At 60.5% G+C, this 23,925-nt stretch carries 22 protein-coding genes and 1 pseudogene; 10 read left to right on the forward strand and 13 right to left on the reverse strand.

From position 1 onward, the window contains the following. Positions 1–218: 218 nt before the first annotated feature. Entirely contained in the window at positions 219–1,553 is a 1,335-nt protein-coding gene (locus TU73_RS03585; protein WP_057011015.1) for a Wzz/FepE/Etk N-terminal domain-containing protein, read from the reverse strand. A 340-nt stretch (positions 1,554–1,893) separates the two neighbouring features. Between TU73_RS03585 and TU73_RS03590 the strand changes: the two genes are divergently transcribed. Further along, positions 1,894–2,280 carry a TIGR03067 domain-containing protein gene (locus tag TU73_RS03590; RefSeq protein WP_057011016.1) on the forward strand — a complete coding sequence of 129 codons (387 nt, stop codon included), beginning with the start codon at positions 1,894–1,896 and terminating at the stop codon, positions 2,278–2,280. 139 nt (positions 2,281–2,419) lie between these two features. On the opposite strand, the gene TU73_RS03595 is transcribed toward TU73_RS03590, so the two are convergent. Next, the gene (locus TU73_RS03595; RefSeq protein WP_057011017.1) at positions 2,420–3,232 is read right to left on the reverse strand and encodes a class I SAM-dependent methyltransferase; all 813 of its coding nucleotides are present in this window, start codon (positions 3,230–3,232) and stop codon (positions 2,420–2,422) included. Positions 3,233–3,301: 69 nt separating this feature from the next. On the opposite strand from TU73_RS03595, the pseudogene TU73_RS03600 reads away from it, so the two are divergent. After that, a pseudogene (locus TU73_RS03600) lies at positions 3,302–3,694 on the forward strand (MFS transporter); the annotation flags it as partial. 73 nt (positions 3,695–3,767) lie between these two features. On the opposite strand, the gene TU73_RS28005 reads toward TU73_RS03600, so the two are convergent. Together TU73_RS28005 and TU73_RS03605 are read right to left on the reverse strand one after the other, a co-directional pair. Further along, the gene (locus tag TU73_RS28005; protein WP_244887699.1) at positions 3,768–4,214 is read right to left on the reverse strand and encodes a hypothetical protein; all 447 of its coding nucleotides are present in this window, start codon (positions 4,212–4,214) and stop codon (positions 3,768–3,770) included. 6 nt (positions 4,215–4,220) lie between these two features. Then, positions 4,221–4,796 (reverse strand): hypothetical protein, encoded by a 576-nt coding sequence (locus TU73_RS03605; protein WP_057011019.1) that lies wholly within the window; start codon positions 4,794–4,796, stop codon positions 4,221–4,223. 418 nt (positions 4,797–5,214) lie between these two features. Here TU73_RS03605 and TU73_RS03610 point away from each other — a divergent pair, with 418 nt between their 5' ends. Then, positions 5,215–6,801, forward strand: coding sequence for an ABC-F family ATPase (locus TU73_RS03610; RefSeq protein ID WP_082642539.1), 1,587 nt, complete (start codon positions 5,215–5,217; stop codon positions 6,799–6,801). 181 nt (positions 6,802–6,982) lie between these two features. After that, positions 6,983–8,155, forward strand: a complete 1,173-nt coding sequence (locus tag TU73_RS03615) for an MFS transporter (RefSeq protein ID WP_057011021.1) — start codon at positions 6,983–6,985, stop codon at positions 8,153–8,155. Here TU73_RS03615 and TU73_RS03620 read toward each other — a convergent pair. Both TU73_RS03620 and TU73_RS03625 read right to left on the reverse strand, forming a co-directional pair. Beyond that, positions 8,149–9,186, reverse strand: coding sequence for an alpha/beta hydrolase family protein (locus TU73_RS03620; protein ID WP_057011022.1), 1,038 nt, complete (start codon positions 9,184–9,186; stop codon positions 8,149–8,151). The two genes, TU73_RS03615 and TU73_RS03620, sit on opposite strands and share 7 nt — an antisense overlap. A 191-nt stretch (positions 9,187–9,377) precedes the next feature. Continuing rightward, on the reverse strand, positions 9,378–9,989 hold the full coding sequence (locus tag TU73_RS03625) for an FMN-dependent NADH-azoreductase (RefSeq protein ID WP_057011023.1): 612 nt from the start codon (positions 9,987–9,989) through the stop codon (positions 9,378–9,380). A 126-nt stretch (positions 9,990–10,115) separates the two neighbouring features. Between TU73_RS03625 and TU73_RS03630 the strand changes: the two genes are divergently transcribed. Together TU73_RS03630 and TU73_RS03635 are read left to right on the forward strand one after the other, a co-directional pair. Next, positions 10,116–11,024, forward strand: a complete 909-nt coding sequence (locus TU73_RS03630; RefSeq protein ID WP_057011024.1) for a LysR substrate-binding domain-containing protein — start codon at positions 10,116–10,118, stop codon at positions 11,022–11,024. Next, positions 11,021–11,371 (forward strand): MmcQ/YjbR family DNA-binding protein, encoded by a 351-nt coding sequence (locus TU73_RS03635; protein WP_057011025.1) that lies wholly within the window; start codon positions 11,021–11,023, stop codon positions 11,369–11,371. Before TU73_RS03630 ends, TU73_RS03635 begins: the two co-directional genes overlap by 4 nt. On the opposite strand, the gene TU73_RS03640 is transcribed toward TU73_RS03635, so the two are convergent. Then, positions 11,366–11,749 (reverse strand): DUF1294 domain-containing protein, encoded by a 384-nt coding sequence (locus tag TU73_RS03640; protein ID WP_057011026.1) that lies wholly within the window; start codon positions 11,747–11,749, stop codon positions 11,366–11,368. The genes TU73_RS03635 and TU73_RS03640 overlap by 6 nt on opposite strands. Beyond that, positions 11,746–12,576 (reverse strand): undecaprenyl-diphosphate phosphatase, encoded by an 831-nt coding sequence (locus TU73_RS03645; protein WP_057011027.1) that lies wholly within the window; start codon positions 12,574–12,576, stop codon positions 11,746–11,748. Before TU73_RS03645 ends, TU73_RS03640 begins: the two co-directional genes overlap by 4 nt. 227 nt (positions 12,577–12,803) lie before the next feature. Here TU73_RS03645 and TU73_RS03650 point away from each other — a divergent pair, with 227 nt between their 5' ends. The 3 genes from TU73_RS03650 to TU73_RS03660 all read left to right on the forward strand — a co-directional run bounded on the left by TU73_RS03650 (position 12,804) and on the right by TU73_RS03660 (position 15,624). After that, positions 12,804–14,438, forward strand: coding sequence for a methyl-accepting chemotaxis protein (locus TU73_RS03650; protein ID WP_057011028.1), 1,635 nt, complete (start codon positions 12,804–12,806; stop codon positions 14,436–14,438). A gap of 95 nt (positions 14,439–14,533) precedes the next feature. After that, positions 14,534–15,097: a nicotinamide riboside transporter PnuC gene (gene pnuC, locus TU73_RS03655; protein WP_057011029.1), complete on the forward strand. Its 564-nt coding sequence runs from the start codon at positions 14,534–14,536 to the stop codon at positions 15,095–15,097. Then, entirely contained in the window at positions 15,094–15,624 is a 531-nt protein-coding gene (locus TU73_RS03660) for an AAA family ATPase (protein ID WP_057011030.1), read from the forward strand. The genes pnuC and TU73_RS03660 overlap by 4 nt, the downstream gene beginning before the upstream one ends. Here the strand turns inward: TU73_RS03660 and xth are convergent. Next, positions 15,621–16,415 (reverse strand): exodeoxyribonuclease III, encoded by a 795-nt coding sequence (gene xth / locus TU73_RS03665; protein WP_057011031.1) that lies wholly within the window; start codon positions 16,413–16,415, stop codon positions 15,621–15,623. The two genes, TU73_RS03660 and xth, sit on opposite strands and share 4 nt — an antisense overlap. A gap of 60 nt (positions 16,416–16,475) precedes the next feature. Next, positions 16,476–18,200, reverse strand: a complete 1,725-nt coding sequence (ggt, locus tag TU73_RS03670; protein WP_057011032.1) for a gamma-glutamyltransferase — start codon at positions 18,198–18,200, stop codon at positions 16,476–16,478. Positions 18,201–18,360: 160 nt separating this feature from the next. Here ggt and TU73_RS03675 point away from each other — a divergent pair, with 160 nt between their 5' ends. Further along, complete coding sequence (locus TU73_RS03675) at positions 18,361–19,029, forward strand: TetR/AcrR family transcriptional regulator (RefSeq protein WP_057011033.1); 669 nt, start codon at positions 18,361–18,363, stop codon at positions 19,027–19,029. A 203-nt stretch (positions 19,030–19,232) separates the two neighbouring features. On the opposite strand, the gene TU73_RS03680 is transcribed toward TU73_RS03675, so the two are convergent. The 3 genes from TU73_RS03680 to TU73_RS03690 all read right to left on the reverse strand — a co-directional run bounded on the left by TU73_RS03680 (position 19,233) and on the right by TU73_RS03690 (position 23,821). Next, entirely contained in the window at positions 19,233–22,757 is a 3,525-nt protein-coding gene (locus TU73_RS03680) for a molybdopterin cofactor-binding domain-containing protein (RefSeq protein ID WP_057011034.1), read from the reverse strand. Positions 22,758–22,759: 2 nt separating this feature from the next. Beyond that, positions 22,760–23,245 carry a (2Fe-2S)-binding protein gene (locus TU73_RS03685; protein WP_057011035.1) on the reverse strand — a complete coding sequence of 162 codons (486 nt, stop codon included), beginning with the start codon at positions 23,243–23,245 and terminating at the stop codon, positions 22,760–22,762. A 141-nt stretch (positions 23,246–23,386) separates the two neighbouring features. Next, positions 23,387–23,821 carry a MarR family winged helix-turn-helix transcriptional regulator gene (locus TU73_RS03690; protein ID WP_082642548.1) on the reverse strand — a complete coding sequence of 145 codons (435 nt, stop codon included), beginning with the start codon at positions 23,819–23,821 and terminating at the stop codon, positions 23,387–23,389. Positions 23,822–23,925 lie beyond the last annotated feature (104 nt).

The raw sequence follows: 23,925 nt of genomic DNA on the forward strand, positions 1-23,925 counted from the left end.
CACAACGGCCGAGGATGATAAGCAGCACCTGAAATCATAATTCACATACAGGCGGCACGACCGGTCGGGCAACCCTTCGGCGTGGAACCACTGGCCGTTATTTAGCCACACTTTGTAACCAAAGGTTAACTAAGAATTGTGAAAACCTGTCCACTGATTGTGCTGAGGGTATGAGCAGGCGGGCCTTTGCGCCCGCCTGTTTCTGGCCTTCGTCACACTTACAACGACTCGTCTTTACCCTCGCGACGGGCAAAACTGCTATCACCCAATGCTGTATAAGGTAACGCCTGGCTACGGCTACGGATGAAGTAGCGGATCAGTGCGATCATCAGGCCAAGCAGCAGGCCACCGACCAGACTCAATGCGATCACCAGCGGTTTTTTCGGTTTGACCGGCGACAAAGGTTCCTGGGCACGGCGGTCGATCGTCACGAGCTTCAGATTGCTCATGTCGATGTTCAAGCCGCGCAACCTGGCGACTTCAGCGCGAAGCGGCTCTACGTCCTGCAGGAAGATGTCTTCATTACCCCGCTTGCGCAGCACCTCGACCTCGCGGTTGCTTTCCAGCAGTTGCAACTCCTTGCCGATCTCGGCAATGCGCGGGTTGGTGAAATCATCGCTGGTACGCTGTTGCAATGCGGCGCGTTCGGCCTCCAATGCTTCAGTGCCCATGAAATACAGCGGGATCTTCTGATTGTTCACCTCGGTGCGCATGACCTGGCCCGAACTGCGCGTGGCGTCGGCCATGGAGGACGGCGTGGTCGGTGTGCGGATACCCATGGACTTGGCAATGCTGATGGCTTCCGCCAGCTCGGCCAGGCGATTGGTGCGCTCCATCTTCATCTGCAGGCGCAGCGCGCTGAGTTCGTCCTGTAGCTGGGCGCGCTTGAGACGGTCAGCCTCAAGCAGCTTGGCAATCTTGGACTCCTTGTCGGTATCGTAGTTGGAGCGAGCGGCGTCGATCTTGCCCTTGAGCTCGGTCAAGCGGTTATTGACGATGACCTTGAGATCGGCACCGACTTGCTGGCGTTCCGCGGCAATGGCGTAGTCCACAAAACCGTTGAGGATCGCAACGCCATCGACGTCGGCCGGGTATTGCAGCTCCAGGCGGATATAGTTGCTCAGCGAATCGGATTTCTTCGGGTCGGGAAGGATCAGATTGACGGAATTGCGGTTGAACTCCTCAAAGCTCTGCTCAAGGCTCTGCCCAGGTTTCTTGAACGCCTTGAACAACTCTTCATGGTCCTTGAAGAAGCCTAGACGGGCCTCGTAGGAGTCCAGCTGGGCGCCCACCTTCAGCAACGCATCAGCGGGAGGCAACTTATAAACTTCCGAACGGTTCAAGGCATCCAGTTCGTTGATTGCCGCAGGTCGCAGCACACTGCTGACTTCATACGTCTTGGGCGCCAGGAAGGCATACCCCGCACCTAATACACCTGCCAAAAGCGTACAACCGATGACGAGCTTTTTTTGCCGCCAAATGGCGTGAAACAGTTCAAACAGATCAATTTCATCGGACGCTGCGGAAGGCGGGAGTGGGGAAGTTCGATTCAAAATAAGAACACCTTAAGATAATACTAAAAGGCCATCATTCTCAGAAGTCCGAATGACTTCAAAAATCAGGGACAACGCCCTGGCTACGGCAGACCAATGGCGATCTGACCACTTAGTCTGCTGAAATATCCCACAGCTTGGGGGATTATTTCGGTTTTATGTCGATGAGTAGTCCAAATGAAACAGCCATGTCGGACCAGCCTCGATACCATCGTAGTCAATACAACATGAAAATGCTGTCAAACACCTGTCTTATAAAGAAAAAAATCAGCGTCCCCCGCTTTGTGGCCTCACTCTCGGTACAATTGAATACTTCTTGGTTCAGCAATAAGGAATTTGCATGTCACCTCTGTCAACCGCTGACTTTCACGCTCTTCAAGGTGCCTGGGAACAAACGGCCCTCGAAGACGGTGGCGTACTCAACCCCGACGACGCTCACAGTGCGCCGGGTGCTATCACGACAATCAATGGAGATCACTTCGAAGTCGTTACGGTAACCGGCGATATATTGCTGGCTGGCCGGTTTGTGCTGGACGCCGGCACCGCGCCCAAGAGCATCACTTGGATTGACGCCATCGGCGATGATGCAGGCAAGCGGTTACCCGCCAGTTATCGGCTCGACGGCGACGATTTTGTATTTATTGCAGCGGACGAAGGCATGCCCAGGCCAACGGTATTCAGCACCGGCCCTGGGCAAACCATGCGCACCTTCGTGCGGCGGCGGTGATCGACGCGTTTATCCGATTCGATCACGGTATTTTCACGAGACCTTCACTTTCCGGCGGATAGAGTCGGGCCTACCTACTCCAGTGAATCCCTTGGCCCGCCTCTCCTCGCGGGCTTTTTTTTGCGTGAGCCAAACGCTGTCATTCGACCCGCTTGGTCGCCACAAGGGTAAAGCACAGGGGCAATTGCGCTGCCTGATGCTCGTATTGATCGTAGAGTTCTTCCCGATTGGAGTGCGGGTATTCCTGCAAATGATTAATCTGCATGTGCGCAGCGATTGCCCCGCTGACCACGTTGCCCAGGGTGTGCACATACCAATAGGATGTCGGCCCGGCCAGTTCGCCCTGCCCTTCATAGACAATGGATTCCTGCAGCACAAAAGGCTCGCGCTGGAAGTAAGAGCTGGCAGGCAGCAACGGGTTGGCCGCCCGCGGGTCGAACACCTCAAGGAAGGGATGGGTTTCGTACATCACCAGCGTGCCGCCAGGCCTCAGCACACGGGCGACATGCTGCATGAACAACGCCACATCCGGCATCCAGCCCAGTACACCAATGGTCACCAGGGCCATATCGAATTGCGCGTGCAAGCGCTCCGGCAAAGCGTGGATGTCACTCTCTATGAACTCAGGGCTATGGGGCGAGACTGCAGCCAGTTCCCGCGCCTGCCCAAGAAACGCCCGGGATTGGTCGATCCCCACCACCGAACGCGCGCCCAGGCTATACAACGACAGGCTTTCGCGCCCGTTGTTACAGCCCAGTTGCACCACATCCTTGCCCGCCACACCGACCTCTTGCAGCACCGCGGTAATGGTGGGATCAAGGCAGGAAAAATCAGGCTTGGCGACCCGGCCCAGCAGGGCCGACCAGGTCGCGGTGTCTTTGTGCAGCCGGGCCGACTCATCCCAGGCCTTCTTGTTGCTGGCAATCGCCTCTTGCGCTGAGGGCATGTCCATTGCTTCTCCAGAAAGTCAGTACAGCGGGCTTGGGAAAATAAGCCAAATACCTGCCGGATGAAACCCTCGGCATCGGGGCGCAAGCCACTGTTGCTGGCTGGCTTCCTGATCCTGCCGCTGCGCGGCGTGCTCTATACCCTGTCCAGCGACCCCTATTGGCTGGTAGCAGTGCAAATGCTCGATGGCATCGGCGCCGGTATTTTCGGCGCCCTGTTCCCTGTCATCGTCAAGGACCTGACCCAAGGCACCGGGCGCTTCAACGTCAGCCTGGGCGCGGCGCTGAGCGACAGCCTGGCCGGTTTCGTGGTGCAGCAGGCTGGCTACAACGCGGCTTTCCTGACGCTGGCCGGCGTGGCAGGTATTGCGTTGTTGCTGTTATGGCTGGCCATGCCGGAAACGTTGGTAAAACCATCCACTGGCGCAACCCAGGCCCGCTCTGCAACGGCATGCCAAACGCTATAGTGGACAGGGAGGTTACGAGCCCCGAATTTTTACCGTCTCTTGAGATAGAAATACTCAGCGCTTTATCAACACACTAGAAACCTGGAGGAATGTAACCTGGTACATAAGGGACGTTGGTGCATTTACCATGCAAGATGCGTCCATCCTCAATCCTGAAAAGCACTATTTTTTTTGCTTTGTTAACTGTTGCTTCAAGTTTGCAGTCAGAGCTGTGCCCAACGCGCTCATAATGTTCGGTATAGACCATTCCGTTACCGGTATGAGTCATTGAAGTTCCTGCCGCCTCAGTGGTCGTCCAATTGGACGACTTATACCAAGTCATGACAACCAGCACCTCACCGCTTGAACCTGTTTGCTTCTTCATGCGATCAGGCCTGCCAAATAAATTAATGGCTTCTTGCGCGTCCCGTCCTTCCCATCGGCTTTGAGCAATCGAAGAGCAACCACTGGCGACCCACCCAATACACACCACCAGCATCAACATGGGTAGCTTCGAATATTTCTTCATCCCTAGTGCCATTTCTGTCTACTCTCCATTGCCTAACATCTCATCCAGTTCTTCCATTACGCTCTTCGGCGGCGCCTGGATTTCAGTAATACTCTTCAGCGCCTGCGCACGACGTGCATTGCCCAAGGCGATCATCCCGTTGACTTTTCGATTGGCAGGCTGACAAACAAAGGCAAAGCTCTTCAGGAGCCACATATCTTTCCCGCTATCCACCAGGTCCATCATGTTTTGCCATTGACCAGACACTTTCAATTCGTGGCGCTTGTTGCCCTGACGTTCGACAGATGTTCCATTAAGAAAGCGGACTCGATGTTTTGCGCACTGAACCTCAATAGTTACATCGTCGCTGAGAGGTTTACTTTTCTCAGCATAGACTTTAGTCACCTCAACTAGTTGGGCGCCGTTTGTTTTTTTCGACGCCACCACCGTGGTGCCGTCCGCTATATACATTATATTTTTAGGCCCGGCATCGTCACTGTGAACAACCCACCAGTCACCGACCGCCTCCGACTCATTGGCGAACACCAAAGTAGACACCGGCAACAACAGGGCCAATAGAAGAAGACGATTATTGATTGCGAATATAAAAGACATCTGCGGCTCAACTCCTTGGCCTTTTAGGACGTACTGCGTTCAAAACATAGCAACTCGACCGGAAAAACGATGTAGCACACATGGACTAGTAGCCATTTAACATCAATCCATTCGTGGTAATTGCCATGGGCGCCGACACCGAGTCTTGTGGTGAACCAGGCCGGCCACAACGCCGCCTTCCTGATGCCGCTCGGCGTGGCGTTGCAGCTGTCAGGGCCGGCTACTGCGCAGGCAACGGTAAAACCATCCTTCGTTCGCCATACACCTGTTGCCTGACATATGCGACAATGCGCGCCAAATTCCAACACACATCCCAAATTTTTCGCTCAGCGACCGGGTTTCGCGCCTTGATGTCGCTGTTGACGCATGCCTGAAGGCACCTGCCGTCACGCTCGCAACCCATTGATAGGTAAAGTAATTGATCTCCACAGCTAACATCACCATGCAGTTCGGCGCCAAGCCGCTCTTCGAGAACGTCTCGGTCAAGTTCGGCGCCGGCAACCGTTATGGCTTGATTGGTGCCAACGGTTGCGGCAAGTCGACCTTCATGAAAATCCTCGGCGGCGACCTTGACCCGTCCGGCGGCCAGGTCATGCTGGAGCCGAATGTGCGCCTGGGCAAACTGCGCCAGGACCAGTTCGCCTATGAAGAATTCACCGTGCTCGACACCGTAATCATGGGCCACGAGGAGCTGTGGAAGGTCAAGGCCGAGCGCGACCGTATCTACTCGCTGCCGGAAATGAGCGAAGACGACGGCATGGCCGTGGCCGAGCTGGAAACCGAGTTCGCCGAAATGGACGGCTACACCGCCGAATCCCGCGCCGGCGAGCTGTTGCTGGGCCTGGGCATTCCCCTGGAACAGCACTTCGGCCCGATGAGCGAAGTGTCTCCTGGCTGGAAACTGCGCGTATTGCTGGCCCAGGCGCTGTTCTCCGACCCGGAAGTGCTGTTGCTCGACGAACCGACCAACCACCTGGACATCAACACCATCCGCTGGCTGGAGAACATCCTGACCCAGCGCTCCAGCCTGATGATCATCATCTCTCACGACCGTCACTTCCTGAACAGCGTGTGCACCCACATGGCTGACCTGGACTACGGCGAGCTGCGCCTGTTCCCGGGCAACTACGACGAGTACATGACCGTGGCGACCCAGTCCCGCGAGCAACTGCTGTCGGACAACGCCAAGAAGAAAGCGCAGATCTCCGAACTGCAATCCTTCGTCAGCCGCTTCTCGGCCAACGCCTCGAAAGCCAAGCAGGCCACATCCCGTGCCAAGGCGATCGACAAGATCCAACTGGCCGAGGTCAAGCCTTCGAGCCGTGTGAGCCCGTTCATTCGTTTCGAGCAGAATAAAAAGCTGCACCGCCAGGCGGTCATGGTCGAAAAGATGGCCAAAGGCTTCGACGGCAAGCCGCTGTTCAAGGACTTCAGCTTCCAGGTTGAAGCAGGCGAGCGCGTGGCAATCATCGGCCCGAACGGCATCGGCAAGACCACCTTGCTGCGCACCCTGGTCAACGAACTGACCCCGGATGCCGGCAGCATCAAGTGGACCGACGCCGCAGAACTGGGTTACTACGCCCAGGATCACGCGAGTGACTTCGAAAACGACATGAGCCTGTTCGACTGGATGGGCCAGTGGACCCAGGGCGAGCAAGTGATCCGCGGCACCCTGGGGCGCATGTTGTTCTCCAACGACGAGATCCTCAAGTCGGTCAAGGTGATCTCCGGTGGCGAGCAAGGCCGCATGCTGTTCGGCAAGCTGATCCTGCAAAAGCCAAACGTGCTGATCATGGACGAACCGACCAACCACTTGGACATGGAATCCATCGAGGCGCTGAACCTGGCGCTGGAGAACTACCCGGGCACGCTGATCTTCGTCAGCCACGACCGTGAGTTCGTATCGTCCCTGGCCACCCGCATCATCGAGTTGAGCCCGAGCGGCGTGATCGACTTCAGCGGCACCTATGACGACTACCTGCGTAGCCAGGGCGTGGTGTTCTAAGAACAGCGCTTGGCTGCAAGAAAAAAGCAGGTCCAAATGTGGGAGGGGGCTTACCCCCGATAGCGGAGTGTCAGTCAAAAGATGTATGGACTGAAACATTGCTATCGGGAGCAAGCCCCCTCCCACATTTGATAGCGGGTTATGCCATCATGGCCGCACCGCCCGCCAGCGAACGAGTGCCATGCCTGCCGCCCCCTCCTCCCTGTCGATCACCCTGCAGATCGTCTCCATCGTCTTCTATACCTTCATTGCCTTTATCTGCATCGGCCTGCCGATTGCGGTGATTCCAGGCTATGTGCATGAACAACTGGGTTTCAGCGCGGTAGTGGCCGGTATCGCCATTGGCTCGCAATACCTGGCCACGCTGCTCAGCCGCCCGATGGCCGGGCGGATGTCGGATAACGTCGGCACCAAGCGGGCGATTGTGCTGGGTTTGGCCGGCATCCTGATCAGCGGTGTGCTGACCTTTATCGCCACCCTGCTGCAAAGCCTGCCGAGCTTGAGCCTGGGGGTTCTGATCGTCGGCCGTTTGTTGTTGGGCGTGGCCCAGGGCCTGATCGGCGTGGGCACCATCAGTTGGTGCATGGGCGCGGTAGGCGTCGAACATACCGCGCGTTCGATTTCCTGGAATGGCATCGCCTCCTACGGCGCCATTGCCATTGGTGCGCCATTAGGCGTGGTGATGGTCGCGGAATATGGCTACATCAGCCTCGGTATTGCGCTGTCAGTGTTGGCCGCGTTGGGCCTGATGCTGATCCGCAATAAGCCTTCAGTGCCGGTGGTGCGCGGTGAGCGGCTGCCGTTCTGGGCGGTGTTCGGGCGAATCGCACCGTTCGGCACCAGCCTGTGCCTGGCCTCGATTGGCTACGGCACGCTGACAACCTTCATCACCCTGTATTACCTCAATCGGGGCTGGACCGGTGCGGCGTACTGCCTGACGGTATTTGGCGTGTGTTTTATCCTGTCGCGCCTGGTGTTTATCTCCGCCATCAGCCGCTTTGGCGGGTTCACCGCCGCCATCGGCTGCATGCTCATCGAAACCCTGGGCCTGACGCTGTTGTGGCTGGCGCCGTCTACCGGCGTGGCCTTGATCGGCGCCGGGTTGACCGGCTTTGGTTTGTCGCTGGTTTACCCGGCGCTCGGCGTGGAAGCTATCAAGCAAGTGCCGGACAGCAGCCGCGGTGCGGGGCTGAGTGCCTATGCGGTGTTTTTCGACCTGGCCCTGGCGATTGCCGGGCCGTTGATGGGCGCCGTGGCGCTGAACCTCGGTTACGGCTGGATCTTTTTCTGCGCGGCCTTGCTGTCGGTCAGTGCCCTCGCCCTCACCGTACTGCTCAGGCGCCGCGCCTACTGATCAGCGGTCTGCAAGCCGGCGCGGGTCACCTCGCCAAGGGTATGGCTGAAAAAGCGCCCGGCTTCGGAGACCATGTCGCGGTGAATACCTTCGCGGTCGACGCCATCGGCATCGGTGCAGATCGCCGGCATCGTCGCCAGTTGATTACTGTCACACGGCGCCATGAACACAAAGTGCCCTGCCCCGGCCAACAGCTTGAAGTCCGGTGGCTCTGGTAGTTTGCGCGCCAGGGCGGCGGCGTTTTTGTCCACCGCCACCAACTGGTCGCCATCGCCACTGTAGAGCAGCACTGGCACATGCACGTCCGCCAGGGTATGGCGACCGAACATCAGGCTCAGCGGCGCCATCAGCATCAGGGCATGGATGCGTGGGTCGGCCTGGGGCCGCAAGTCATCGCGGTCGACCACCAGCTCGCCGTTGGTGGTGCAGGCATCCCGGTCCTGGGGGCGTTGCTGGCAGTAGCGGCGCAGGCGCTCGAAATCAGGCTTGGCGCCCGCCAGGATCAGCGCCGTTTCGCCACCGGCTGAATAGCCGATGACGCCGATCTGGTCGATATCGACGAAAGGCGACAGCATCGGGTCGGCCAGCGCGGCGGTAATGGCCTGGGAAATCTGGATCGGCCGGCCATACAGGTTGCTCACGGTGCCCAGGCGGCTGTGATCCTTGTAATTGTCGCCAGGGTGCAGCACAGCCACCACCACAAACCCCTTGCGTGCCAAGGACGTGGCCAGGTCGTGCAAAGCCAAAGGCGTCCCGGTATTGCCATGGGACAGCATCAGCATCGGGAAACGGCCGATGGCGACCTTGGAGTCTTCGCTGGCCGCGACCTGATAGGCGCCCAGCGGCGTGGTGCGTTCGGTATCGGTGGAAGGGTAAAACGCGATGGCCTTCATCGGCTGCGAATCCAGCGGGTCGAGCAGACTCATGCGATGAAACCCCACACTCCAATGGGGGTGCGGTGCCGGCGCGGCGTGCACTGAAACCAGGCTGCCAAAAAGGGAAAGAACCAAAACAGCACAAAGACGCATCATGGGGATGTCCACCTTTGCTGCACAAGAACCGGCCTGTCGAATAAAAAGTCCAGGGTATCGAATGGATGTGTGCATAACCTGGGCCACAACGAAAAAACTCCGTACTCCGCTCGCGCTCAGGCGATCAGAATACAGAGTTTAGGCGCTCGGTTTCAGAATGAAACCGAGGACACGGCAAATTTACATAAGCCTTACGCAGCTGCGAACAGCTGCTCGTTGATGCGCACGTTGGCGTCGCTCATGGCTTTGCTGCGCACTTCATCACCGTAGGCCAGGCCTTCAGCGCGAACAATCTCAATGTCGGTGATACCGAGGAAACCGAACAGCAGCTTCAAGTAGCCTTCGTGTGCAGCGCCCGAGGCTTGGTCGGCATGCAAGCCACCGGCGGTGGAGACAATAATGACTTTCTTGTTGCCGCACAGGCCTTCCGGGCCGGCTTCGGTGTAGCGGAAGGTCTGGCCGGCGACCGCGATGCGATCGATCCAGGCTTTCAACTGGGTAGGAATAGTGAAGTTGTACATCGGCGCACCCACGACCACGGCATCGGCAGCCAGGAATTCAGCCAGCGACGTTGCACTCAGTTCAGCCTCGTGTTTTTGCTCCGCATCGCGCAGTTCAGCAGCCGTGCCCAATGCGCCCAGGGTGGCACCGGAAAAGTGATTGATGCCTTCGCTGGCCAGGTCACGGTAAGTCACTTCCACCCCCGGCTCAGCCGCTTGCCACGCCTTGACCACACCGGCGCTGAGCTGGCGGGAAGCGGAGTTGTCGCCGAGGATGCTGGAATCGATATGCAGTAGTTTCATGGTGGATCTCCGAGGTGGGATCGACAGTGGCGATCAGATGGTGGTGATGCTACGCATGAAACCAATAGTCGATAAGCCAGCTAAAATGCGATAGTTTGTCCCACTGACAGGACAATAGGCCCCAGCATGCAAGACCTCAATGACCTCTACTATTTTGCCAAAGTCGTCGAAGCCGGCGGTTTCGCTGCGGCCGGGCGGCTACTCGGGATTCCCAAGTCCAGGCTGTCACGGCGCATCGCCGAGCTGGAAGAACGCCTGGGCGCACGCCTGTTGCAACGCACCACCCGGCAACTGACGCTGACCGCCGTCGGCGAGCGCTACTTGCGCCATTGCCAGGCCATGTTGCTGGAAGCGGAGATGGCCGATGAGGCGGTGGCGAGCATGTCCAGCGAACCCCGTGGGCGCCTGCGGGTCAGTTGCCCGGTGGGCCTGGCCCAACACATCCTGCCGGAACTGGTGGCCGGGTTTCTTGCCGCGCATCCGTTGGTGCAGTTGGATATGACCCTGGTCAACCGCCGCGTCGACCTGGTGGCCGAAGGCATTGACGTGGCCCTGCGCGTGCGCGAACTGGGCGATGAAGACCCGCTGCTGGTGACCAAGCGCCTGCGCCAGGCCCAGACCGTACTGGTCGCCAGCCCCGCCCTGATGCGTGAGCGGCAGGTACATACCCTCGACGACCTCAGGCAATTGCCCGTACTCGGTGCCCTTGAGGCGGATCGCATGGTGCACCAGCGGATTATCGACCCCCAGGGCAACCCCCACGACCTGGTGATGGAGGCCCGGCTGGGCATAGAAGACTTCATCGTGCGCAAGGCCAGCGCCATCATGGGCCTAGGGTTCACGGTGCTGCCGATGATGTATTGCGAGGAAGAACTGGCCAGCGGCCGCCTGGTGCAATTACTGCCGCAATGGTCATTGCCGGGCGGCTGGTTGCAAGCCGTGTACCCGCATCGACGTGGTGTGCTGCCAGCCATCCGCGCCTGGATCGACTACCTGGAAGAAGGCTTCAAAGGCTGTGGAGACCGTTTGCTATGAGCCTGAGCGAAGCACAAGTCGCCGCGTTCTGCCTGGGCCTGCCTGGTGCGCGGGAAGACTACAAATGGGGCGGCGTGCGCGTGTTCTCGATTGCCGGCAACAAGATGTTCGCCCTGCAGAACCTGCGTGGTGAATCGCTGGCATTCAAAGTCGACAAGGACCTGTTCCTGGGCCACGTCGACCGCCCGGGCATCCACCCGGCGCCGTATCTGGCCCGGGCACAGTGGATCATCATGAACACGCCCTACCCGCTGGGCGCCGACGAGCTGCGCGGCCTGTTGCAGCGCTCACACCAACTGGTAGTGAGCAAGCTGCCCAAGCGCACTCAGATTGGTCTGCTGCTATAGGATTGACAGCAACGTGCCGCCCAGGAACAGCTGATCCAGCCAGAACACCTGATGCAACAGCACGATCACCCAGAACAGCACTTGGTAGGACACCTTGCGCGTCTTGTGCCGGAACACCTGCTGGGCGATCAACGCCCCCGGCCAGCCACCCGCCAGCTCGACGGCATGCAGGATGTTTTCCGGGGTGCGCCAGCCTTCGGTCTGGGCCTTGCGCTTGTCGCTCCAGTAGAGGAAAAACGCCACCACGCTGACCAGCCCATACGCCGCCAACGGGATCACCGTCTCGCCGCGATACCACAGCAACGCCGAGCCCAACAGCGGCGCGGCGCACAGCAGCACAAAGATCAGCGCCTTCAGGCGTGGATGCTGGATGCTCATGGCTTGACTGCAGTCCAGTCGACCAAACCGAACTGCCAAGTCGCCAGGATCACCAGGCCGAAGGCTATCCGGTACCAGGCAAACGCCGCGTAGCTGTGGCTGGCGATGAATTTGAGCAACGCCTTGACCGCGATCATCGCGAAGATGAACGAGGTGACAAAGCCAATGGCGAACACCGGCAGGTCGGCCGGCTGGAACAGGTCACGGTACTTGTACCCCGAGTACACCGCCGCACCGACCATGGTCGGCATGGCCAGGAAGAACGAAAACTCGGTGGCGGTCTTGCGCGACAGGCCGAACAGCAGGCCGCCGATAATCGTCGCACCGGAGCGCGAAGTACCCGGGATCATCGCCAGGCACTGGGCCAGGCCAACCTTGAGGGCGTCTTTCCAGGTAATGTCGTCCACGGTTTCAGCGCGCACCGCATGCTGGCGGCGCTCGGCCCACAGCATGATCACGCCACCCACCACCAGGGCGGCGGCGACGGTGATCGGGTTGAACAGGTAGTGCTTGATCAGGTCGGCAAAAATCACCCCCAGTACCACCGCCGGCAACACGGCAATGATCAGGTTGACGGTGAAGCGCCGGGCCTTGGGCTGGGTCGGCAGGCCGATGACCACATCGAGGATCTTGCGGCGAAACTCCCAGACCACCGCGAGGATCGCGCCGAGCTGGATGATGATATTGAAGGCTTCGAAACGTTCGCCGCCGAAATTGATCAGGTCGGCGACGATGATCTGGTGGCCGGTGCTGGAGATCGGCAGGAACTCCGTCAGCCCCTCGACGATGCCGAGAATCAATGCCTGTATGGCGGTCCAAAAATCCATGCTGTCTCCAAAGGTCACGCGCGTGGCATGCCTCTTAAGTTTTTTTAAAGTTCACTGACGACGAGCGCACTCAAGCGCCCGCGGTTGATTCTCAACGCCGGTCTGCAAAAATTCCGTGAAAAATCAGGCAGTACTCAGGTTTTCCGATTCCGGGCCGAAAGCCTATCAGACACGCCGGAAATCTCGAAGCAGCACCACAATTATAAAGAGCATGGAGTGACAGGACGATGAACAGTTTGCGCAGCATGTCGATCAGCCGCCGCCTATGGCTGATCTTGATAGTCGCCGTGTTGATGCTGCTGGCCTTGGGGCTGCTGATGCTCAACCAGATCCGTGACGACCTTTACCAGGCCAAGCGCCACCAGACCCAGCATGTGGTGCAGACCGCCAGCGGCGTGCTCAGCTATTACCAGAACCTGGAAAAGACCGGCGTACTGACCCGCGATGCCGCGCAGCAGCAAGCCCTCAGTGCAGTGCGCGGGCTGCGCTATGACCACGATGATTACTTCTGGATCAACGACCTCACCCCCGTGATGATCATGCACGCGGCCAACCCCAAGCTCGATGGCCAGAACCTCTCGGCGATTCGCGACCCGGACGGCTTCGCCGTATTCAACGAGTTCGTGAGCCTGGCCAAGGCCAAGGGCGCCGGTATCGTCAACTACCGCTGGCCGAAACCTGGGGCCGAAGCACCGGTGGAAAAAACCTCGTATATCCAGCTGTTCGAACCCTGGGGCTGGATTATCGGGTCCGGCGTCTATGTGGATGATGTGCAGGCTGAATTCAACGCTCAGGTGTGGAAAGCCTCGTTCATTGTGCTAGGCATCGCGCTGGTCATGGGTCTGCTGGTATCGCTGATTGCCCGCAGTATCGTGCAGCCGTTGCAGGCGGCGGTGAACGCCATGGGCAATATCGCCAGCGGCGAAAGCGACCTGACCCGCAGCCTCGACACCCACGGCAGCGACGAGCTCACCCAACTGGCCCGGCATTTCAACAGCTTCACCGCCAAGTTGCGCCTAGTGGTCGGCCAATTGCAGGTTTGCGCGACCGCCCTGGGCCAGTCATCCACGGAGCTGGGCCACAACGCCAGCCAGGCCCACGACCGCAGCCAGCAGCAATCGCAGCAGATGGAGCTGGTGGCTACCGCTATCAATGAAGTCACCTACGGCGTGCAGGACGTGGCGAAGAATGCCGAACACGCCGCCAGCGAAATGCGCGATGCCCAAGCCCAGGCGCAACAGGGCCAGGTCAACATCGACGGCAGTTTGCAACAGATCGACCAGCTCTCCAGCACCATCAGCCAGGCCGTAGAGGTGATTCGCACGCTCTCCAGCGAAAGCACCCAGATTGGCGGCGTCCTCGAAGTGATCCGCTCCATCGCCGACCAGACCAACCTGCTCGCCCTGAACGCCGCCATTGAAGCCGCCCGCGCTGGCGAACAGGGCCGTGGGTTTGCAGTGGTCGCCGATGAAGTGCGCCTGCTGGCCCAGCGCACGCAGAAATCCACCGCCGAAATCCAGGCAATGATCGAGCGCTTGCAAGGTCACTCGGAAGCGGCGGTCAAAGTCATCAGCGACAGCCACAGCGCCTCGCAACTGACCATCGAACAGGCCGGCCAGGCGGGAGCCAGCCTCACCGCCATCGGCCAGGCGCTGCACAACCTCAATGGTTTGAACGCCTCGATTGCCAGCGCCACCCTGCAACAGGCCCATGTGGTCGAAGATATCAACCAGAACGTCACCCAGGCCGCAGGGTTGTCCCACAGCACGGCGCTGGCGGCGGAACAATCCAGCGTGGCGAGTGGGCAGTTGCGTGGGCTGAGTGAGCAGCTTGATGGGTTGTTGCGCCAATTCCGAATCTAGCGCCGGCAACTGTGGGAGGGGCGGTGCACGCAAGTTTGAAGATCGCTGACCTCTAGGTACAATCACCGCCCTCTCTCACTTCCCAAGGATCCACCATGTCCGGGCTTGAACTGTTCGCCGCCGCCCTGGGGGTGATCGCTGTCTGGCTGACGGTCAAGCAGAACCGCTGGTGCTGGCCCATCGGCCTGGTAATGGTGCTGCTCTACACCTGGGTATTCTTCGAGGTAAAACTCTACTCCGACATGCTGCTGCAGGTGGTCTACGCCGCGTTGCAAGTTTATGGCTGGTGGCAGTGGACCCGCGCCGGAGAGGTCAGGCAGGGCCGTCAGGTCACCCGCCTGGGGGTGCCTGCGATCATGACCAGCCTGGCCGTGGGCGCCGTTGGCAGCCTGTTGCTCGGCGCCGCCATGGCCCACTGGACCGATGCCGCGCAGCCTTGGCTCGACGCGGCCCTTACCGGCTTCAGCCTGGTGGCGCAAATGTGGATGGCACAAAAGCGTGTGCAGTGCTGGCCGTTGTGGATTGTGGTGGATGTGATCTTCGTCGGCCTGTTCCTCTACAAAGGTCTGTACCTCACCGCCGCGCTCTACGCGCTGTTCACCGCCATCGCTGTGCAAGGCTGGCGTGAATGGCGCGCCGACCCGGCGTTGCAGCCATGAAGGTGGTGGTGCTGGCAGGCCCGGAATCCAGTGGTAAAAGCTGGCTGGCCGCCGAGTTGCACGCGCACTTCGGCGGGCTGATGGTCGGCGAGTACGTGCGCCATTTCATCGATCACCATCAGCGTGACACCTGCCTGGCGGATATCCCGGCGATTGCCCGTGGCCAGTTGGCATGGGAAGACGCCGCCCGCGCCCAACACCCTGCCTTGTTGATTCTCGACACCCACCTGTTGACCAACAAGCTGTGGAGCCAGGCCCTGTTCGGTGACTACCCCGGCTGGCTCGACAGCGAACTGCTGGCCCGGCATTACGACCTGCACCTGCTGCTGTCCCCCGAGGATGTGCAATGGAGTGCCGACGGTCAGCGCTGCCAGCCGGATCTGGCCGATCGCCGGGCGTTTTTCCAGGCCGGCCTGGATTGGATGCAACAGCATCAGCAGCCGATGGTGTTAATTGGCGGGGACTGGGAAGCGCGCCGAGTCGCGGCGTTTGCAGCGGTAAGGCAACTGCTTGCATCAACCGCTTAACGTTTTTTGCGTGTACCGAGTTCAATCCAGGTCGGCGCATGGTCGCTGGCGTGGGCCTCGTTGCGGACCCAGGCATCGACGCCGGCATCTTTCAAGTACGGCTTGAGCGCGGGGTTGAGCAACAGGTGGTCGATCCGCAGGCCAGAGTTTTTCTGCCAGTGCTGGCGGAAGTAGTCCCAGAAGGTGTAGACGCGCTCTTGGGGATACAGGTGGCGCAAGGCATCGGTCCAGCCCTGCTCCAGCAATCGCTGGTAGCAGGCACGGCTCTCGGGCTGCAACAAGGCATCCTTGAGCCAGGACCGCGGGTTGTAGATGTCCAGGTCGGTGGGCACCACATTGAAATCCCCCGCCAGCAACACTGGATGCTCACTGGCTTGCAGGGCCTTGGCATAGTCGATCAGGCGTTCGAACCAGGCCAGTTTGTAGTCGAATTTCGGCCCCGGTTGCGGGTTGCCATTGGGCAAGTACAGGCAGCCGACCAGCACCCCATGCACCGCGGCTTCGAGATAGCGGCTCTGGGTGTCGCTGTCATCGCCGGGCAAACCACGCCGGCTTTCCAAGGGCTGCGCATCCCGCGCCAGGATCGCCACGCCATTCCACGACGCCTGGCCCAGGCAGATCGCACCGTAGCCGGCGGTTTCGAACTCGGCATAGGGGAAAAGGCTTTGCGGCGCCTTGAGTTCCTGCAGGCAGACGATATCCGGCTGTTCGCGCTGCAGCCAGTGCAGCAGGTTAGGCAGGCGCGCGCGGATACCGTTGATATTGAAGGTGGCGATTTTCAGCGCTTTCATCGGCTTGGATCCTCTTCCAGGGCTCTTGGGGTAGAGCCTGGAAGGGACCCGATTGTTCCTTTAATACCCCAAGGACAAGCCCGTATTACGCCGTGGGTCGTTCGCCCCATAGAAGCGGTTGTTGCCCACCGGCTTGCCCTCCAGGGATGGCGCACCCACCAGGATCGCCGCCAGGTGATTGGCATCCTGGGGGCCGGCAAACGTGTGGCCCCAGCTTTCGAGGATCTTCTGAGTGTCCGGGCTGACGGCGAAGGTCTCAAGGTTGGTGGCCTCGGGCATCCATTGCTGGTGGAAACGCGGCGCATCCACCGCTTCCTGGATGTTCATCTTGTAGTCGATGACATTCAGGATAGTCAGCAAGGTGGCGGTAATGATGCGGCTCCCCCCCGGCGTACCAACCACCATCACCGCCTTGCCATCCTTGGTGACGATGGTCGGGCTCATCGACGACAGCGGCGCCTTGCCCGGCGCGATGGCGTTGGCCTCACCCTGGACCAGCCCGTACATGTTCGGCACACCGACCTTGACGGTGAAGTCGTCCATTTCATCGTTGAGGATCACCCCGGTCTTGCTCGCCATGACGCCGGCGCCGAACCAGTCGTTGAGGGTGTAGGTCACCGAGACCGCGTTACCCCACTGGTCGACGATGGAATAGTGGGTGGTGTTATTGCCTTCATGGGGCGACACCCCCGGCTTGATCGCCTGGGAATCCCCGGCCTTGTGCGGCTCGATGGCGTCACGCAGTTTCGCCGCGTAGTTCTTGTCGAGCAGATGCTCGATCGGGTTCTTCACAAAATCCGGGTCGCCCAGGTAGCTGTTGCGGTCCACATAGGCGTGGCGCATCGCTTCGATCTGGTAATGCAGGCCCTGGGCCGAGTGATAGCCTAGATCGGCCATCGGGTAACCTTCGAGAATATTCATGATCTGGCAGATCACCACGCCGCCCGAGCTGGGTGGCGGTGCCGACACCACATGATAGCCACGGTAATCGCACTCGATGGGCGCCAGCTCGCGGGTCTTGTACTTGTCGAGGTCGGCCTGGGTGATGATGCCTTTGCCGGCCTGGCTGGCGTCCACCAGGGCCTTGGCCACCCAACCTTTATAGAACCCGTCGGTGCCCTTGGCGGAGATTTCCCTGAGGGTCTTGGCCAGGTCTTTCTGCACCAGTTTCTGGCCCACCTGCAGCGGTTGGCCGTTGTGCAGGAAGATCCCGCGCAAATCCTGGTCTTTTTCGAACTCGCCGGTGGCGGTGTGCAACAGGTCGATATCGCCCTGCTCCAGTTCAAAGCCGTTTTCCGCCAGCTTGATCGCAGGGGCAATCACCTGCTCACGCTTGAGCGTGCCGTATTTGCTCAGGGCCAACTCCATGCCGGAAACGGTGCCCGGGACGCCAACCGCCAGATGACCTTTGGCACTCAGGCCCTCGACCACGTTACCGGCCTTGTCCAGGTACATGTCGGCAGTCGCTGCCAGCGGGGCTTTTTCGCGGAAATCGAGGAAGGTCTTGCGCCCGTCGGCCAGTTGTACGGTCATGAAACCGCCGCCGCCGAGGTTGCCCGCCGCCGGGTACACCACCGCCAGCGCGTAGCCTACGGCCACTGCCGCGTCCACCGCGTTGCCCCCGGCCTTGAGTACATCCACGCCAACATGCGTGGCCAGATGCTGGGCCGTCACCACCATGCCATTTTCACCGGCGACCGGAGCTTGCGACGCGGCGTGCACGCCGCTGACCGTCAACACCAGCACCGAGGCAATCAAGGTGCGGCTCAAAGGTTGGTATTTCATCCATGGCTACTCTGGTTATTGAGATGCACCAAAATAGCCCCTCGCGGATTTATTCCCCAGCGCAATGGCGTTTTTATTACAGAACTTGTCGGTGGTAGAACGGGCGCAAAAAAGCCCATGCTATATTTCGCGCCCTGAGTGTCTAGTAAGGCCCTATGAGATGGCGATCAAGAAGACTGGAATCCGCGCCCAACAGGCCGACCAGACGCGGGCGCGCATCCTGCAGGCGGCGGTCAAGGTGTTCACTCGCGACGGCTATTCGGGAGGGCGCGTCGACAGCATTTCCAAGGCCGCAGACTCCAACGACCGCATGCTTTATTACTACTTCGGCAGCAAGGAACAGCTGTTCACCTGCGTGCTGGAACATATCTACGAGCAGTTCAACCGGGCCGAGGGCAAGCTCAAGCTGGACCTTGCGGCACCGGCCCAGGCCCTGCGCGAGCTGGTGGCGTTTATCTGGAACTACTACGTCAAGCATCCTGAGTTCGTGGCGATCCTGAGTATCGAGAACCTGCACCAGGGCAAGCATGCCCGGCAGTCCAGCGAAATGCGCCGGTTATCCGGTGAAGCGGTCGGCGTGCTACGCCCGATCATCGAGGCCGGCCAGGCCCAGGGTTTATTTCGCCAGGACATCGACCTCAAGCATGTGTACTTGATGATTGCTTCGCTGTGCTACTTCTACAACTCCAACCGCCATACCCTCAGTTCGTTCCTGGGTGAAGACCTGTCGAACAAGGGCCAGCAGCAGGATTGGCTGGCATTCATCACCGATCTGGTGCTGCGCGGCGTCATGCCTGACAGTGTGTCAGCCGAGGGTTTTATTAACTGAAGTACCGCCATCGGGGCATGGGTATCTACACAACTTTGGTACGCCGCTGCTCCTCTGGCAAGGGAGCTTGCTGCCTGGCAGCTTATAACTATCTAACTGATACACCGCGAACCAAATGTGGGAGGGGGCTTGCCCCCGATGGCGGTGGGTCAGCCCCATCTCTATCGCGGACAAGTCGAATCGTCGCGTCACCTCGTCCACTGTCAATGGCTGCCGGGATTGGCGCGCAAGTGGGCGACCTTCTGCTCCAGCCCTTGCCACTGTGGCGCGTTCGGCGCAAATCGCCCGCGCAAGTAGGCCACCAGATCCGCCACCTGGGTATTCGACAAGCTGTCCCTGAACCCCGGCATATACCCCAGGTCACGGGTCGCCGGCTGGGGGATGCCTTGCAAAATCACCTTGATCAAATTATCCGGCTGGTCGCTGAACACATTGGTGTTGGACGCCAATGACGGGCTGATCCCAAACAGTTTCGGCCCCAGCCCATCGGCATGGCAGGCTTTGCACGAACCTTCGAAGACGCGTCGACCGTCCGGATTCGGTACGGGCGCTGCTGCCACCTGTGCCTGCGCTGCCGCTTCGTGATTGAGCGAAGCCAGGTACACCGCCATCGCACGGATATCCGCCTTCGGCAGCTTCGACAACTCGCTGACCACTGGCCCCATCGGGCCCGCCGCCACGCCATGGGCGTCGGAATAGCCGGTGCTCAAATAGGTAAACAGCTGGTCTTCGGTCCAGGGCCTCGGGGCCTTGGACAACCCCGTCAGCGCCGGGGCCTCCCAGCCATCTACCACACCGCCGGCGAGGAATGCCTTGCCGCCCTTTTGCGCCCCCATCAGGTTGCGCGGCGAATGACACGCGGCGCAGTGCCCCAGGCCATTGACCAGATAATTGCCGCGATTCCATTGTTCACTGCGCCCAGGCTGCGGGGTGATCTCGCCGCGCCTCAGGTTCAGTGCGTTCCACCCCGCCATCAAGGGCCTGAAACTGAATGGAAACTTCATCGCGTTCGGCGTCGGTGCCTGACTGACCGGCGCCTGGGACATCAGGTAGGCATACAGCGCCTGCATGTCTGCCTCGTTGATATTGCGAAACGCCGTATAGGGAAACGCCGGATACAGGTTGCGCCCGTCGCGCCCGATGCCGTCACGCATTGCCCGTTCGAATGCCGGGTACGACCAGGCGCCAATGCCGGTGTTCACATCCGGGGTGATGTTGCTGCTGTACAGGGTGCCGAACGGCGTCTGCATTGCCAGCCCGCCGGCATTGGGCGCCCCGCCCGGCGCCGTATGGCACACCGCGCAGTCGCCAACCGCCGCAAGCAGGCGCCCGCGCTCCAGGGTGGCTTTGGACCAGGTGCCGGGGCTGGGTGGTGCGATAGGCGCGATTTCGCTGTGGAACGGCCAGGCCGTGGCCAGCAGCGCACCGAGGGTGGCGAACAGCGCGCCGAACCACCATTTGCGGCGTTTTTGTGGCGACTTGGCCGGCTCAGCCAAGGTGCCGGCATTCAATGCCGCCAGTACCCGCTCCGGGGTGATCGGCAACTCGCGAAAACGAATACCGGTGGCGTCATAGATCGCATTGGCAATCGCCGCCGCGCTGGGTACCGACGCCGATTCACCGGCGCCCATGGGCGGCTGGTCCTGGCGCGGCATCATCAGCACATCGATCTTCGGCACCTCGGGGAAGGTCAGGATCGGGTAACCGCCCCACTCCTTGCTTGCCACCGTGGATTCCTCGAAGGTCACGCGCTCCTTCAATACACGGCTGGTGGACTGGATCACATTGCCATGGATCTGATGCTTAACCCCCGCCGGGTTGATCATCATCCCGGCGTCATGGCCGATCACCACCCGCGTCACCGATACATCGCCGGTCTGCTTGTCGATGGCCACGTCCGCTACCCATGCGGCCCAGGCCGCGCCGAAGCCGGGAAATTTACTGTGGATGTAGCGCGCATAGGCAAAGCCGCGGCCACGTAACAGGTGGTCATCGCTGGCGGTTTGCATCGGCGCGGTGCGTGGGGACCAGGCGGCGCGTTCGGCGGTAGATTTCACCAAGTCGATGGCGCGCGGGTCCTTGAGGTAACGCAGGCGGTATTCCACCGGATCGACGCCGGCGGCGAAGGCCAGTTCATCGATATAGGATTCGTGGGCAAAGGTGTTGGGCAAGGCCGACACGCCACGCATCCACGAGGCCCGCACGATAGGCGCCATGTCGTTGATGGTCACGCGCATATTGTCGATGTCATAAGGCGGGATCGAGGTGCGGTCGCCCATTTCGAACATCGCCGCCACCGGTTCGACGCGGCCGGTCAGCAGCAGTGCCAGGGTCGGCGCGCCGTTGGACGGGTAGCTGGTTTCGAAGTCATAGGCGGCGATGCTGCCATCGGCGTTCAAGCCGCCGTCCACCTCCATCAATTGCGCGGTACCCTTGGGCTCCCATAGATGTTCCTGTTCACGGGTCAGTTGCACGCGCACTGGCTTGCCCACCGCCCGGGACAACAACAAGGCGTCGGCACACACATCGTCGGCACAGTTGCGCCCATAACAGCCGGCGGCTTCCATGCGGATCACATCGATCAGGGCTTCATCGCATTCCAGCAGCCAGGCCAGGTCGGCACGCAGCAGGTGCGGGTTCTGGCTGCCGGACCATACGCGGCTGCCGCTGTCCTGATAATCCGCGACTGCACAGGATGGGCCGATGGAGGCGTGCATCTGGTAGGGCCACAGGTAAGTGCGCGGCATGCGCTGGCTGGCATTGGCCAGGGCGGCATCGACCTCGCCCTGATCGAGCACGGTGCGGCGCACGCGCGGGTTAGCGCGAATGGCCTGCGCCACGTCGCGCATATCCGGCGCCGCGTGAGCCCACGGTTTCCATTGCACCTGCAGCTCGGCGGCAGCCTTGATCGCCTGTTCTTCACGCAACGCCACTACGCCGACAAAATCCCGGATCACCACCACCGCGACGATGCCGGGGATATGGGCGATGGAGGCTTCATCCACACTCAACAGGCTATTGCCAACAAACTCCCCACAGTCGAGCCCCGCATAAGGCGGGCGCACCACCCGGCCATGGAGCATGCCCGGCACGCGCATGTCGTGCACGTAGGTCAGCTCGCCGGTGGCTTTGCCGGGGATGTCCACGCGGGCCGTGTCCTGGCCGACCAGACGGTAGTCCGCGAGCGCCTTGAGCGGCGCGTTGCCGCTGATGCGCACTGAGTCATGCTGGCCGCTGACCAGCTCGGAATAGCTGGTGGTGCGCCCATCGACGGCGTAGATAACGCCGGCCTCGACCTTGAGGCTGGCGGTACTGACGCCCCAGCGGCCTGCCGCCCGCGCCAGCAAAAAGCGTCGTGCCTCTGCCGCTGCGCTGCGCAGGGGCACGGCGCAAATCTGCAAGGTCGCACTGGCAATGGTCGCGCCCTGGTTCGGCGCACGCGCAGTGTCGCCCAGCACCATCCTCACCTGGTCCATGCCCAGGTCCAGCTCTTCGGCGACGATCTGCGCCAACGCCGTGCGCACGCCGGTCCCCAGGTCCACATGACCATTGAACGCATACACCAGGCCATCATCGCTCACGGCGATAAACAGCCCCAGCTCCTTGGGTTTAACCGTGGGCGTGCCGCCCTTGGCCACCGGCCCCGAAGGCGGCAATACATCATCGACAATCAGCAATACACCGGTCTTGGCCAGCCACTGCTCACGGGAAAGGGTCGTTTCGGTCATGATCATCCATCCACGGTCATAAGGCGTGCCGCACGCAATACCGCGCGCAGGATCTCGATATGGGTGCCGCAGCGGCAAAGGTTGCCCGACAGCTCGTTGCGTACCTGGGTTTCACTGGGCTTGGGGTTGCGGTCGAGCAGGGCCTTGGCGGTCATGATCATGCCGTTGAGGCAGTAGCCGCATTGCGCAGCCTGCTCGTCGATGAACGCCTGCTGCACCGGGTGCGGCGCCTGGCGCGTACCCAGGCCTTCAAGGGTGACGATCCTGCGCCCTGCTGCACCCGACAGCGGGAACACGCAGGAACGAGCGGCCACGCCATCAATGATCACGGTGCAGGCACCGCACTCCCCCAGGCCACAGCCGTACTTGGGGCCATTGAGTTGCAGGTCGTTGCGCAGTACCAGTAACAGCGGCGTATCCGCCATGGCGCTGACTTCGCTTGTCTGGTCGTTGACCTCAAGCGTTACCGTGATGGGTTGGCTGGTCATTCGCTTCGCCTGTGCCGGTTAGTGAAGTGCCTACTACATCAAACAGTCAAAAAAAACGTCGCGGACCCGGGGCCTCGCGACACACTCGACTAGTGAAGTGGCTACTACATCAACACAGAGCAAAAACGATGCCAGCGCAGGTTATTCCTGGGGATCGTCAATCATCTTGCGCAGCAGAAACAGGACCGCTACACGCTCGGCGGGGTTGAGATTGCTCATGGTCAGTTCGCTGATCTGCGCCGCACGCGGTGCGGTTTGCGCGACCAGTTCGGCGCCGGAGGCAGACAAGTCGACTATTACCTTGCGTTTGTCTGCAGGGTCCGGTTCCAGGGTAATCAGCGCCTTGGCCTTGAGACGTTCGACGATACCACGGATGGTCGCCTGGTCCACGGCGGTGGCCTTGACCAGTTCAGTGAGGGAACTTGCACCCTGATCGCGCAATGCACACAAGGTCACGAACTGCACGGCGGTGAGCTGGGAGTCGCCGACATTCTGCTGGAATATCGCCAAGTGGCGTTGGTAGGCCTTGCGCAGCAGGTGGCCGACTTGCTCAGAAAAAACGTAGGGATCAGGCACGGCGGGCTCGGTGGGTGGTGGGCATTGGAAAGGCATGATGGCGGGGTTGGCGGGCGGACTCAAGATGCCCTTGAAGAAACCCACCAAGCCCCTCCCACACCTGG

Origin of the sequence: Pseudomonas libanensis (assembly GCF_001439685.1) — a bacterium.
GTDB lineage: Bacteria > Pseudomonadota > Gammaproteobacteria > Pseudomonadales > Pseudomonadaceae > Aquipseudomonas > Aquipseudomonas libanensis.